The organism is Pararhodobacter marinus, from assembly GCF_003122215.1.
Classification (GTDB): domain Bacteria; phylum Pseudomonadota; class Alphaproteobacteria; order Rhodobacterales; family Rhodobacteraceae; genus Pararhodobacter; species Pararhodobacter marinus.
Window position 1 is genome coordinate 364,096 of the sequence record NZ_QEYD01000003.1, and the last position, 12,513, is coordinate 376,608.

At 67.1% G+C, this 12,513-nt stretch carries 12 protein-coding genes; 3 read left to right on the forward strand and 9 right to left on the reverse strand.

Features of this window, described 5'->3' with window-relative positions; genetic code table 11:
- Window positions 1-110: 110 nt before the first annotated feature.
- The gene (locus C4N9_RS06650; RefSeq protein ID WP_109532502.1) at window positions 111-368 is read right to left on the reverse strand and encodes a hypothetical protein; all 258 of its coding nucleotides are present in this window, start codon (window positions 366-368) and stop codon (window positions 111-113) included.
- A 182-nt stretch (window positions 369-550) separates the two neighbouring features.
- Here C4N9_RS06650 and guaA point away from each other — a divergent pair, with 182 nt between their 5' ends.
- Complete coding sequence (gene guaA, locus C4N9_RS06655) at window positions 551-2,134, forward strand: glutamine-hydrolyzing GMP synthase (RefSeq protein WP_109532503.1); 1,584 nt, start codon at window positions 551-553, stop codon at window positions 2,132-2,134.
- A 68-nt stretch (window positions 2,135-2,202) separates the two neighbouring features.
- Window positions 2,203-3,072 carry an endonuclease NucS domain-containing protein gene (locus C4N9_RS06660; RefSeq protein WP_109532504.1) on the forward strand — a complete coding sequence of 290 codons (870 nt, stop codon included), beginning with the start codon at window positions 2,203-2,205 and terminating at the stop codon, window positions 3,070-3,072.
- Here C4N9_RS06660 and C4N9_RS06665 read toward each other — a convergent pair.
- Entirely contained in the window at window positions 3,053-5,197 is a 2,145-nt protein-coding gene (locus tag C4N9_RS06665; protein WP_109532505.1) for an esterase-like activity of phytase family protein, read from the reverse strand. The genes C4N9_RS06660 and C4N9_RS06665 overlap by 20 nt on opposite strands.
- Before the next feature lie 105 nt (window positions 5,198-5,302).
- Here C4N9_RS06665 and C4N9_RS06670 point away from each other — a divergent pair, with 105 nt between their 5' ends.
- Complete coding sequence (locus C4N9_RS06670; protein WP_109532506.1) at window positions 5,303-5,575, forward strand: putative quinol monooxygenase; 273 nt, start codon at window positions 5,303-5,305, stop codon at window positions 5,573-5,575.
- A gap of 198 nt (window positions 5,576-5,773) precedes the next feature.
- On the opposite strand, the gene hypE is transcribed toward C4N9_RS06670, so the two are convergent.
- From hypE to C4N9_RS21820, 7 genes are read right to left on the reverse strand one after another with little or no spacing between them, the layout of a single operon-like run.
- The gene (gene hypE / locus C4N9_RS06675) at window positions 5,774-6,796 is read right to left on the reverse strand and encodes a hydrogenase expression/formation protein HypE (protein WP_109532507.1); all 1,023 of its coding nucleotides are present in this window, start codon (window positions 6,794-6,796) and stop codon (window positions 5,774-5,776) included.
- A gap of 11 nt (window positions 6,797-6,807) precedes the next feature.
- Window positions 6,808-7,962: a hydrogenase formation protein HypD gene (hypD, locus tag C4N9_RS06680; protein ID WP_109532508.1), complete on the reverse strand. Its 1,155-nt coding sequence runs from the start codon at window positions 7,960-7,962 to the stop codon at window positions 6,808-6,810.
- Window positions 7,959-8,246 (reverse strand): HypC/HybG/HupF family hydrogenase formation chaperone, encoded by a 288-nt coding sequence (locus C4N9_RS06685; protein WP_109532509.1) that lies wholly within the window; start codon window positions 8,244-8,246, stop codon window positions 7,959-7,961. The genes hypD and C4N9_RS06685 overlap by 4 nt, the downstream gene beginning before the upstream one ends.
- A gap of 2 nt (window positions 8,247-8,248) precedes the next feature.
- Window positions 8,249-9,718, reverse strand: coding sequence for a sigma-54-dependent transcriptional regulator (locus C4N9_RS06690; RefSeq protein ID WP_109532510.1), 1,470 nt, complete (start codon window positions 9,716-9,718; stop codon window positions 8,249-8,251).
- Window positions 9,718-10,776, reverse strand: coding sequence for a hydrogenase nickel incorporation protein HypB (hypB, locus tag C4N9_RS22230; protein ID WP_109532511.1), 1,059 nt, complete (start codon window positions 10,774-10,776; stop codon window positions 9,718-9,720). Before hypB ends, C4N9_RS06690 begins: the two co-directional genes overlap by 1 nt.
- On the reverse strand, window positions 10,776-11,117 hold the full coding sequence (gene hypA / locus C4N9_RS06700; protein WP_109532512.1) for a hydrogenase maturation nickel metallochaperone HypA: 342 nt from the start codon (window positions 11,115-11,117) through the stop codon (window positions 10,776-10,778). The genes hypB and hypA overlap by 1 nt, the downstream gene beginning before the upstream one ends.
- Window positions 11,110-12,513, reverse strand: coding sequence for a hypothetical protein (locus C4N9_RS21820; RefSeq protein ID WP_168192139.1), 1,404 nt, complete (start codon window positions 12,511-12,513; stop codon window positions 11,110-11,112). The genes hypA and C4N9_RS21820 overlap by 8 nt, the downstream gene beginning before the upstream one ends.

Sequence of the window (12,513 nt, forward strand, 5' to 3'; positions counted from 1 at the left end):
GGCGGGGATGGCCGGGAAGCGTCCTTTGGCGACCAAAGGCGACATCCGGATGCAAAGGAGGGGCGCAAAGGGCGGGTTTCGCGTCCGCCTTCACACTCCGCGTCAGGTCGTCAGCGGGGACGCCGCGCGCGCAGGATCCGCTGCCAGATCGTGCCGCCCATATACCGTCCCAGCACGACGAAATAGGCGATGATCAGCACGAAAAGCGCGACGGCGGGTGCGCCCGACAGCTGAAAGCCCGTTTCGGTCAGGTTGCCGGTCAGCCGCGCGATGACGTAGCCGCCCAGCGCGAAGATCGTCAGGAAATCGAGGATCGCCGCCAGCACGATGCGCCAGGTCGCGGGAACGGAAGATTGGGTGTCACTCATATCGGGCTCCGGATCGCGCCCGGCTGCAGGAAAGGCGGGCGCGCGGGGTTGCGGGAACGGTCGTATGCTCTGCTTATAGGCCCGCGACGCGCCGGATGCCACCATGGCGGGAACCGCCGGCAAGCCGTGCTGCGCTGCGCGATCCCTCTTGTGATTTTTGTCAACCCACGCTACGCGACGGCATGACCGAGCACAATTCTCCCACCCGTCACGACCGGCTTCTCATCATCGATTTCGGCTCTCAGGTGACGCAGCTGATCGCGCGCCGCCTGCGCGAGCTGAACGTCTATTGCGAGATCCATCCCTATCAGAACGTCACCGACGCCTTCCTGCAGGATTTCGCCCCGAAGGCGATCATCTTCTCGGGCGGCCCGGACAGCGTGACGCGCGAGGGCTCTCCCCGCCCGCCGCAATCCGCCTACAGCCTCGGCGTGCCGATCCTGGGCATCTGCTACGGTCAGCAGGTGATGATGCAGGACCTGGGCGGCGTGGTTGAAGCGGGACAAAGCCACACCGCCGAATTCGGCCGCGCCTGGGTGAAGCCGACCGAGCTGAAGACCGATCTGTTCAATGGCTGGTTCATGGACCCGACGGGCCGCGAACAGGTCTGGATGAGCCACGGCGACCACGTCGCCAAACTGGCCCCGGGTTTCGAGGTCTACGGCACCTCGACCGGCGCGCCCTTCGCCATGACCGCCGATCTGGAGCGTCGCTTCTACGCCGTGCAGTTCCACCCCGAGGTGCATCACACCCCGAACGGCGCCACGCTCTACGAGAATTTCGTGCGTCTCGCGGGGTTCACCGGCGACTGGACGATGGGCGCCTATCGCGAAGAGATGATCGCCAAGATCCGCGCGCAGGTGGGCGACAAGAAGGTGATCTGCGCGCTGTCGGGCGGCGTGGACAGCTCGGTGACGGGCATCCTGCTGCACGAGGCGATCGGCGATCAGCTGACCTGCGTCTTCGTCGATCACGGCCTGCTGCGGCTGGGCGAGGCCGAGCAGGTCGTGCAGATGTTCCGCGAGAACTACAACCTGAACCTGATCCACGCCGATGAGAGCGAGCTCTTTCTCGGCGCGCTCGAAGGGGTCACCGACCCCGAGGTCAAGCGCAAGACGATCGGCAAGCTGTTCATCGACGTGTTCCAGAAATACGCCGACCAGATCGAGGGCGCCGAATTCCTCGCGCAGGGCACGCTTTACCCCGATGTCATTGAATCGGTCAGCTTTTCCGGCGGCCCTTCGGTCACGATCAAGTCGCACCATAATGTCGGCGGCCTGCCCGAGAAGATGGGCCTGAAGCTGGTCGAGCCGCTGCGCGAACTGTTCAAGGACGAGGTCCGCGCGCTGGGGACAGAGCTGGGCCTGCCCGCGTCCTTCATCGGCCGCCACCCCTTCCCGGGACCGGGCCTGGCGATCCGCTGCCCCGGCGAGATCACGCGCGACAAGCTCGAGATCCTGCGCAAGGCGGATGCGATCTATATCGACCAGATCCGCAAGCACGGCCTCTATGACGAGATCTGGCAGGCCTTCGCCGCGATCCTGCCCGTGCGCACGGTCGGCGTGATGGGCGACGGGCGGACCTACGATTACGCGCTGGCCTTGCGCGCCGTGACCTCGGTCGACGGGATGACAGCGGATTACTATCCGTTCACGCATGATTTCCTCGGCGAAACCTCGACCCGGATCATCAACGAGGTGCAGGGCATCAACCGCGTGTTCTATGACATCACCTCGAAACCGCCGGGCACGATCGAAATGGAATGACGCCAAGGGGTCGTTAACCCTTTGGCAACAAATCGGGGCCATCCTGTCCGCACGGAGAGGATGGCCCCATGCATCTGGACTACCCGGACTGGCTGCGCGACGCGGTGCCCACGGACAGCACCTTTCGCACAAAGCTGTCCGAGCTGCGGCGCGTCGAAGCCGCCTATGGCGATCTCGACGCGCTTTACGACGAAGACGAACTCGCCGCGCTGATCGACACGCTGAGCTATTCCAGCGAGGATGCGCGCCGGGGCCGGCCCAATCCCTCGCGGTTGGAAATCACCGGCGATCTGCGCAACAACCTGGCGTCCTACAAAAGCGCGGTCGCGAAATATCAGCGTTTCCGGCAGGATATGGAAAGCGAAGCCGCGCATGCCACGCTGCGCCGCATGGCACCGGACGCTTCCGATGAACCAGGCGAACCGCCCGGACGGATTCTGTCGATGGAATCCGATCTGCAGCGCGCGCTGCGTGACGCGCTGGGCGATCTGGAGCCGGGGCTGGAAGCGGTGGATGAAGGGGGCGAGAAAATCGTCCCCTCGGGCCGGATCGACATACTGGCCCGCGACGCGGCGGGCGGGCTGGTGGTGATCGAACTGAAAGCCGTCTGCGCAAGGCGCGAGGTGCTGGGCCAGATCGCGGGCTACATGGCCGATATCGAAGCCGAAACCGGCGCCCGGCCGCGCGGCCTGATCATCGCGCCCGATTTTCATCCCGCTACCGTCTCGGGCGCACGGATGATCGACGGGCTGGATCTGAAGCGCTACGCGATCCGCTTCGGCTTCAGCGACATGAGACGCGACGCCGCCGGGCCGGGCGATTCCGGCTGCGCCACCATCGCGCGTGCCCCACCCGAAACGCAGGAAGCCCCCGCCGTGGCGGGGGCTTCCGGGATGCGACAGGCGCCGGACGTAGCGCTTACATCGGCGGCAGGCTGAAGAACATCGTCTCGCCCGAATGGTCATCAACGCCGTCATTGTCGGTGGCGATCCACATCGTGCCGTCCTGCGTGATGGCAAGGCTTTCGACCTTGTCCAGCACATAGCCCCCCGTCGCGGTCAGATACGGCAGCAGGTCGATGACGACTTCCGGCGTCACCACCGGCAGATCGCCCCCCAGCGGTGCGGGCTGCAGATCGGCCAGCGCCACGCGGGTGATCTGCTTCACCGAGGCGAGATCGCCCAGCTGGTTGTCGCGCTCGACCAGATACAGATAGCCGTCATGCGCCGTGATCTCGGACAGGCCGACCCAGCCCCGCTCATGCGCGGCCAGCGGGTAATGCACCGCGCCCCATTCGCCGGTGGCGGGCGTATAGGCGACCAGCTTCACCATCCCCTCGGGATCGTCGGCCCATTCGCGCTGCACGGCCATCCACAGCGTGCCGTCAACCATCGTTACGCCCTCGAAGCCGAAGCGGCGTTCTTGCGACAGCAGGGCCTCGGGCAACGTCACCTCTTCGGTGATCGCGCCTGACGCGTCGACATGGTAAAGCGCATGCGGGATGTCGCGGTCGGTGCGGCCCTCATTGGCGATCCAGAAACCGCCCTGCCCGTCCAGCGTGATGCCCTCCATATCCATCTGCGCGGCGGGCGCGCCATCGCGGGCGACGCGAATCGCGCGGATGATGCGGGCGGGCTGCTGCGACGGGTCGATCACGAAGATCGTCGGCTGCGCGCCATAGGCCGAATCGTTCACGGCATAGAGCATCCCGTCCTCGCCCGCGACGAGCCCCGAGATCGCGCCCCAGCCGGTCAGCGCCTCCATTCCCGCCGAGGTGAGCTGCGGATAGGCGGCGGGCGCGTCCTGCCATTCGTAGATAATCACATGCGAGCGCGCGGCACCATCGGCGCCCAGATCGGTCTCGTTCGCGGTGACGAAAAGCCCGCGCGACGGGATCGGCAGCAACCCTTCCGGCCCGATGCCCGAGGGCAGAAGCTGGCGCAGGACAGGCGCCGACGGATCGGTCGCGTCATAGACGCCGATCACAGAGCCGCGCTCGGAGCCCACGAACAGCATCGGCGTGCCGTCGAAGGTGGCGGCGACGATGGATTCCAGCTCGGTCCCCTTCTTGCCCGACCGGCCTTCGGGATAATGGCCGATCTCGACGATCGCATGTTCCAGCGAGGCGCCGCTGTCATGGACCAGCGTGCCGTCCTGCGCGAAGATCGACCAGGTGCGGCTGCCGCCGTTCCAGTCGCCTTCATTGGCGATGGCGACATGGTCCGCGTCGAGCCAGGTGATCGCGTCGGGCTCGCGCAGGCGGGTGACGGTCTGATCGAAGACCAGCTGGCCGTCCCTGGCCGTGTCGACGCCCTCGGCCGTCGCCTCACCCGCTGAGAAGTGGCTCAGCACGGTGCCGGCGCGGTCGAGGATGACGATATGGTTGTTTTCCTGAAGCGTGAGCGCGATCTCGCCCTCGGCATTGATGGCGACGAATTCGGGCTCGGGATCGTCGGACGCGATGTCGGCCAGGCCCGTGACATCGGCGCGGATCATCCCGGCGCAATCGATTGCACCCTCGGTCATCGGCAGGATCGCCACGAAGCCCGCCGGCATCTGCGGCAGCGCGCCCTCGTTCAGGTCCTCGTCGCGTTCGTTCTCGATGGCGACGGCAAGGAAGCTCTGATCCGGGGCGATGGCGATGGAATCGGGCTGGCCGCCCAGATCGCAGCTTTCGGTGACGCTGCGGGTCGCCACGTCGAGCGTCAGAAGCGCCCCGGCGGTCTCGACGTAATCCGCCGAGCGATTGACGGCCACGAAAGCGCTCGCCCCGGCGATCGCGACCGAGGTCGGCTCGCCCTCGAGCGTCAGCGCGCCGAGCGGCGCGGGGGTGGCGGGATCGGTGATGTCGATGAAGCCGACCGCGCCCGCCGGGCTGTCGGTATAGACCAGCGTCATCCCGTCTTCGGTAGCGGCGATGATCTCGGACGAGGTTTCCTCGGCCCCGGGCAGGTTCTGCGCGACGGGGAACGAGGCGATGCGGTTGAAATGCGCGTCTTGCGCGATGGCGGGCGTGGCGCAGATCAGCGCAAGCGCGCTGGTGGAAAGCAGGCGGGCGGACATGGGGAGCTCCGATTGACGACTTGTTACCTGGTCCGCGCGGGCTTACGTCGCTTTCGTCACGGCCGCGTCACGGTTCGGTGACGGAACGATGACGGGGAGAGGGTGATGAGCATTCGTCTGACGGGGAAACTGATCTGCGCCACCGAGGCGCAGGCGGCCATCGTGCGGGAATACCTGCCCGAGCACGTGCGGCTGACACTGGCCGAGCCCGGCTGCCTGGAATTCGAGGTCAGCCATGCGGGTGCGATGACCTGGGACGTGACCGAGCGTTTCACCGACCGCGCGGCTTTCGAGGCGCATCAGGCGCGGACCGGGGCCAGCGCCTGGGGCCAGGCGACGGCAGGGATCGCAAGGGAATACGAGGTCCGCGAGGGCTGACGCTAACCCGGTGTTAATATACCTGTGGTCTGATACGCCCGGGAGCGCTGTATTAGCCGATCCGGCGCAGGTTTCGCCCTCGCCCGGCATGCCGCTGGCATGCAGGTCTTGCGCGACCGGGCGCGCCGCCTTCGGCGGCGCGCGGGGCTGGCTACAGACGGAGAGGCCGCGCGCCCGCAGCCCCCGTCTTGTCCCCGTTCAGCAGATCCGCGGCAGCTGTTCGCCCACCAGCATGTCGACGATCCGGCTGCCGCCAAACGCCGTGCGCAGGGTGACGGGGACCGCCCCCGCTTCGGTCGCGCGACCGATGATGCAGGCGCCCTGCCCGGCCTTGGTCGCGCGCATTGCGGCGAGCGCGGCCTCGGCCTGATCGGCGGGGACGAAGGTGACGAGCGTGCCCTCGTTGGCAAGGTAAAGCGGGTCGAGGCCCAGGATCTCGCACATGCCTTTCACCTCGGGGCGCAGCGGCAGCGCGGTTTCGTCGAGCTCGACCGACACGCCCGCTGCCTCGGCCAGCTCGTTGAGGGTCGAGGCCAGTCCGCCGCGCGTCGCGTCGCGCGCGCACCGCGTATCGGGGGCAGCCCGAAGCACGGCTTCCATCAATGCGCCCAGCGACTGGCAATCGGATTGCAGATCCGCCGAAAGCATCATGTCGCCGCGCGCGGCCAGGATCGTGGCGCCGTGGTCGCCCAGCACACCGTTCACAAGGGCCACATCGCCGGGCCGGATCCGCCGCGCATCAAGGTCACGCCCCGGCGCGATCACACCGATCCCCGAGGTGGTGATATAGACCTGATCGCAGGCGCCGCGATTGACGACCTTGGTGTCGCCGGTGACGATGCGCACGCCCGCCACCGCTGCCTCGGCCGCCATCGAGGCGACGAGCCGGCGCAGCAGGGCGATCTCGCAGCCCTCTTCGATGATGAAACTGGCCGACAGCCAGAGCGGCCTTGCGCCACCCACGGCAAGGTCGTTCACCGTGCCGCAGACGGCGAGCTTGCCGATATCGCCGCCGGGAAACTCGACCGGGGTGACGACGAAACTGTCGGTGGTAAAGGCCAGCCGCGCGCCGGGTTCCTGAAGCGCCGCCTCGGTCAGGCGGGCCTGATCCTCCATGCCCGGGGGGGCGAAGACGCTGAGGAAAACGCTCTCGATCAACTCGCGCATCGCCTTGCCGCCCCCGCCATGGGCGAGCGTGACGCGCTCTTCGCGCAGGGTCATGACTGTATCCTTCATTGCGCCGCGACCTCCGGCGTCACCCGTGGCAGCACCCGCGCGCCCCCATAGGTCCAATAGGCCGCGCAAGCCCCTTCGGACGAGACCATGAGCGCACCGAGCGGCGTCTCGGGCTTGCAGCCCAGACCGAATTGCGGGCAGGCGGTCGGCTTGATGCGCCCTGTCATCACCGCCGAACAGGCACAGCCCTCGGGCTCGTCATCGGGCGAGGCGGCGTAACCGATGCCGAATTTCTCTTCGGCGTCGAAAGCGAGATACTTCTCGCGGATCCGCAGGCCCGAGGCGTCGATCTCTCCAAGCCCGCGCCAGGCGAAACGCGGGCGGCGTTCATAGACATCGGCGATGGCGGCAAGGCTGACGGGGTTGCCGTGCTCGGGCACGACGCGGGCATACTGGTTTTCCACCTCGGCCCGTCCGTCGCGGATCTGTTCCAGCACCATCAGCACCGATTGCAACAGGTCGATCGGCTCGAAGCCGGCGACGACGATCGGCTTGCCGTAATCGCGCGCGATGAAATCGTAAGCATGGACACCAATCACCATGGACACATGGCCCGGCCCGACGAACCCGTCGAGCACCATATGCGGATCGTCCAGCAGCGCCCTGATAGGCTCGGGCACGGTGATATGGTTGCAGAATACGCTGAAATTCGTCAGCACCTCGCGCGCAGCCTGCTGGATCGACAACGCGGTCGACGGAGTTGTCGTCTCGAAACCCAGGCCGAAGAACACGACCTCGCGCTCCGGATTGCGCCGGGCCAGTTCCAGCGCGTCGAGCGGCGAATAGACCATGCGGATATCGGCGCCGTCGGCCTTGGCCTGCAAGAGCGATTTGCGCGTGCCGGGCACCCGCATCGCGTCGCCGAACGTGGTAAAGATCACGCCCTCGCGCTCGGCGATGGTGACGCAATCGTCGACTCGCGACATCGGCAGCACGCAGACCGGACAGCCGGGGCCGTGGATGAACTCGATCCCCTCATGCACCAGCTTGTCCAGCCCGTACCGGAAGATCGCATGCGTGTGGCCGCCGCAGACCTCCATGATATGCACGGGTCGTGCCTTCTTTGCGCCGATCTGGTCGGCGACGCGGCCGATGGCGGAAAGCAACGCTTTCGCGGCTTTCGGATCGCGGAACTCTTCGACGTATCTCATTGTTCCTCCAGCGCTTTCGCACCCTCCGCCATCGCGTCCAGGGTTTCCTGCGCCTCGCCCAGCCCGCGCAGGGCCTCCAGCGTGTCGGCGGCTTCCTGCGCGTCGATCACCGCCATCGCAAAGCCCACATGGATGAGCACCCATTCGCCCACCAGCGCCTCGAGCGGCCGGTCGGCCACCGGCGCCAGCGAGACCTCGCGCCGCACGCCCGAGACATCCGCCATCGCCATCTGGCGCGCCGGGTCGGTGATGGCCACGATCTGGCCGGGAATTCCCAGGCACATGGTTAATCCTCCTCGCTCATCGCATGCGGCTCAATGCCGTAGCGGTCCAGTTTCGAGCGCAACCCGACGCGGCTGAGACCCAGCTCGGCGGCGGCGCGGCTCTTGTTCCATTTGAGCCGCGTGAGCGTCTCTCGCAGGATGCGCATTTCCATCACCTCGACCCGTTCCTTGAGCGTGCCTTCAAGGTTACCCACCAGCGTGGCGGTGCGGTCGGCGCTGTCCTCGCCGGGCGCGGACATCAGGATATGGCGCGAGATGATCTCGGGGCCGATGGTCACGTTCTGGGCGAGGATCAGCATCCGCGTGACCTCGTTCCTGAGTTCGGGCAGATTGCCGGGCCAGTCGTAATTTTCGAGAAAATCAAGGGCCGCTTGCGTAAAACCCCGCGCAGCCTTGCCGTGTTCGGCGGCCAGGTCGAGCAAGTAGCGCTCGGCCATCAGCGCGATGTCGCCCTGGCGCGCGCGCAGCGGCGGAACCTGCAGCGTGGTTACCGCCAGCGCGTAATACAGATCGGCGCGAAACAGCCCGTCGGCGACCAGATCCATCAGGTCGCGATGCGCCCCGACGATGATCCGCGCGCCCGAGGACAGCGTCTCGCGCGCGCCGACGGGCTGGAACGCGCCCTCGGTCACCACGCGCAGAAGCGCGATCTGCAGCGCCGGGCTGAGGCTGTCGACCCCGTTCAGAAAGAGCGTCCCGCGATCGGCTTTCTGCAGCAGGCCGATCTTTGTCTGCGTCACCCCCTGCGCGGCGCCCCGTTTCAGACCGAACAGTTCGGTCAGGAGCACCTCGTCGGGCAGGCCGGTGCAATTGAGCTCGAAGAACGGCCGGTCGCCGCGCAGAGAACCGTAATGCATCGCCCGCGCGAGGTCGGTCTTGCCGGTGCCCGCCTCGCCCGTGATCAGGACGGGGACGTCAAAAGCGGCGAAATGGCGGGCCAGCGCGATTGTGGCGTTGAGGCCGGAGCTGGGGCTGCGCAGGAGCTTGTCGAAGCCCAGCCCCGCCTGCAGCACGCGCCGCCGCTCTTCGAGCCGCGCCGAGGCGGTCGAACCGAGATAGCGCATCTCGAGCGTCATGCGTTCGTGTTCGCGGTTCAGCTCGAACAACCGCGCCGCGTTGCGCACTGCCATCAGAAGCTGATCAGGATGCCAGGGTTTCGTGATGAACTGGTAAATGCCGGCCTTGTTGATCGCCTCGATCATGTCGTTGGTTTCGGTATAGCCGGTGACGATCAGGCGCACGGTTTCGGGCCAGCGATCGCGGATCGCGGTCAACAGCTCGATCCCGGTGCGCCCCGGCATCCGCTGGTCGCTGACCACGACATGGACCCAGTTATCCTCCATCAGCGCCCAGGCCTGATCGGCATCCTGCGCTTCGAGCACGGTGAAATCGTCCTCGAGCGCCATGCGCATGGCGGCTACCGAATGCGGCTCGTCATCGACGACAAGCACGGTCGGAAGCGACTTGGCCATCAGACCGCCCTCTTGGCGTCGCGGCGCGCCTGCAGCCAGTCGATCCAGCGGTCCATGCCCTCGCCGGTCCGGGCGCTGAGCGCGATGATCTCGATATCGGGATTCACGCGTTTCAGATTGGCGGCATAGAGATCCAGATCGACGTCGCAATGCGGCGCAAGGTCCGTCTTGTTCAGGATGGCGAGCCGGGAGGCTGTGAACATATCGGGGTATTTCAAGGGTTTGTCTTCGCCCTCGGTGACCGAGAGGATCGCCACCTTGCAATCCTCGCCCAGGTCGAAGGCGGCGGGACAGACCAGGTTGCCGACATTCTCGATGAACAGGAACGAGCCCTGCCGCAGCCGCAGACGGTCCAGCGCGTGGCCCACCATATGCGCGTCCAGATGGCAGCCCTTTCCGGTATTGATCTGCACCGCGCGGGCGCCGGTGGCGCGGATACGCTCGGCATCGTTGGCGGTCTGCTGGTCGCCCTCGATCACCGCGAGCGGGACATCGCCAAGCCGCCGGATCGTTTCGCACAGAAGCGTCGTCTTGCCCGATCCGGGCGACGAGACGAGGTTGACCGTGAAGACTTCGAGCGCGTTCAGCACCCGGCGGTTGCCCTCGGCGTAGCTGTCGTTTTTCGACAGGATCGCGGTTTCCACCTCGATCAGCCGCGCCTGGGTCATCCCGGGGACCGAGACACCGGCTGCGCCGTTGCCGTAATGCGCGTCGCCCTGCGCATCGGGGCGGGTGTGATCGTGTTCATGGAGATGATCCCCATGGGGATTGTGTCCATGCTTATGATCTCCATGGACATGATCCGTCGGGAATCCGGCATTGGCGTGATCGTGAGAATGCGGCGCCCCATGGTGGTGGTGGTGATCGTGAGCATGATGGTGGGTGTGCGCATGATCGTGGCCGTGCGCGTGATGGTGGCCGTGATGGTGATCGTGATCGTGGCCATGATGGTGGTGATGATCATGCCCGTGGTCATGATCATGGTCATGCCCGTGCGCGTGACCCACCGGGCGGCCATCCGCCGTCACCACGTCGCTGCATCCGCAAACGCTGCACATCAGATCACCTCCATATCCTTGATCCGCATTTCATCGCCCTGCTCGGGCATCACCTTGCCGCTGCCGCAATGCGGGCATGGATCGAGACGGGAGTCGATCCGGGCAATCTTGCCGCAGTCGTAACACAGCGCGCTGCCGGGCAAATCGATGATTTCCAGCACCGCACCCTCGGCCTTCGATCCACGCATCACCACGTCCCAGGCGAAGGTGAGCGCCGCCGTCTCGACCCCGGCGAAACGGCCGATCTCGACCCGGACGCGCGTGACCTGCGCGATGCCGGGATCCGCCGTGGCGCGCTCGATGATCTGGCGCATGCCCTCGACCAGCGACATTTCATGCATGATCCGTCTCCGTGACGGCGGGGGCCTTGCACGGCCCGCATCGCGCAGCGCGGGCGGCTCCGAGACGGCCAACGGGGGTGCCATCGGGCGATGCCCGGCGGGACTGCCGCAGGGAACCGGCGTCGTGGGCGAGTTGAGGGTCCGGCACGGCGGGGATGGACGCCTCGGGTCCGAGCGAATTTCCGGGCGCCGTGTCGTGTTCGGTCCTTGCAGTGGCGACGACGCCAGAAGAGGCGAGAGGCCTGGCCACGATGGCGGGGCCGGCGGCCAGATCTGACCGGGCGACGGCAACGGAACCGACCGGGCTGCGGCGGAGAGTGACGTCAGGGGCGGCGGCTGCGGCGGACCGGGTGGGATCGGGGTTGCCAGCAGCAGCAGCGCCGGAGCTGGTGACGCCGGCGCTGCCGGGCTGCTCGGATGGCGCGGTCTCTGGCGCGATGGCGGAAGAATGGCTGCGGCGAGTCCCTGAGGGGCCCGGAGCCTTTGCAGGTGAGGGTGCACTGCGATCCGGGATGGTCTCTGGTGTCACCGGATCGAGCGTGACCAGCACGCAGGGATCGAGAATATCAAGCAGAAGCGGTCCGAGACCGGCACGCGCAGCGTCGAGGCTGGCGAGAGACTGATCGAGCACGCCGCCGGGGGCCAGCAGGCTGTCGCTGGGCGTGACCCTGTCACAGACGGCCACGTGGCCGTCGCGGACCACGAGCCGCAATCCATAGGCGCCGCGTGTCGCGGGCACGATGGCGAGGCCCGGCTCGGGGCTGAGCGCCGGGGGCAATGCGCGGTCGAGCACCGCGACCAGATCGAGAAGCCGCGCGACCGCCCGCCAGAGGGGACCGCGCCCGCATCGCGTCTCAATCCCCGCGACGATTGGCGAGTCGGCGTGGCGCATGGCGATGGAGTTCTCGACCGGCGCCCTGCTCCAGAGCGTGCCGGGCGTGACGAAGGGCAGGCGCGCGCTGGCGGCTTCGTGCGGGGCAAAACGGCTTTCGATGGCGCGCAGAACCGGCGCGACGCCCCGGCCGGAGGCCAAGAAGGCGTCGAAATCGGCAGGCGCGGCGGGGATTTGCCGCGCGCCGAAGAGCGACAAACGCACGCTGTCCGCGTCCTGCGCCCAGTCCTTCGGCAGCGCGCGCGCGCCGAGACCCAGATGCCCGGGCCATGTCACGAAGAGCTTGAGCAGGTGATCGCGCCGGATCTCGGCGCAGCAATCCGGGGCCGCGCCGGTCCCCAGCGCCACCGCCAGCGCCTGTGCCTGCGCCGCCTGACACAGGTTGAAGAGCCGGGGCAGAAGCATCGCCACCCGTGCCACCGGCTGCCCCACCAGGAACGAGGCCACCGGCAATTGCGGGGCGATCCGGGCGCGCAGGGGTGCTGTGGGACGGGCGGCGGGCAT

Excerpts from the sequence above, each read along its gene's own strand:
- C4N9_RS06650 (WP_109532502.1), bottom strand. The coding sequence starts at position 368 with ATGAGTGACACCCAATCTTCCGTTCCCGCGACCTGGCGCATCGTGCTG.
- guaA (WP_109532503.1), top strand. The coding sequence starts at position 551 with ATGACCGAGCACAATTCTCCCACCCGTCACGACCGGCTTCTCATCATC.
- C4N9_RS06660 (WP_109532504.1), top strand. The coding sequence starts at position 2,203 with ATGCATCTGGACTACCCGGACTGGCTGCGCGACGCGGTGCCCACGGAC.
- C4N9_RS06665 (WP_109532505.1), bottom strand. The coding sequence starts at position 5,197 with ATGTCCGCCCGCCTGCTTTCCACCAGCGCGCTTGCGCTGATCTGCGCC.
- C4N9_RS06670 (WP_109532506.1), top strand. The coding sequence starts at position 5,303 with ATGAGCATTCGTCTGACGGGGAAACTGATCTGCGCCACCGAGGCGCAG.
- hypE (WP_109532507.1), bottom strand. The coding sequence starts at position 6,796 with ATGACCCTGCGCGAAGAGCGCGTCACGCTCGCCCATGGCGGGGGCGGC.
- hypD (WP_109532508.1), bottom strand. The coding sequence starts at position 7,962 with ATGAGATACGTCGAAGAGTTCCGCGATCCGAAAGCCGCGAAAGCGTTG.
- C4N9_RS06685 (WP_109532509.1), bottom strand. The coding sequence starts at position 8,246 with ATGTGCCTGGGAATTCCCGGCCAGATCGTGGCCATCACCGACCCGGCG.
- C4N9_RS06690 (WP_109532510.1), bottom strand. The coding sequence starts at position 9,718 with ATGGCCAAGTCGCTTCCGACCGTGCTTGTCGTCGATGACGAGCCGCAT.
- hypB (WP_109532511.1), bottom strand. The coding sequence starts at position 10,776 with ATGTGCAGCGTTTGCGGATGCAGCGACGTGGTGACGGCGGATGGCCGC.
- hypA (WP_109532512.1), bottom strand. The coding sequence starts at position 11,117 with ATGCATGAAATGTCGCTGGTCGAGGGCATGCGCCAGATCATCGAGCGC.
- C4N9_RS21820 (WP_168192139.1), bottom strand. The coding sequence starts at position 12,513 with ATGCCCGCCGCCCGTCCCACAGCACCCCTGCGCGCCCGGATCGCCCCG.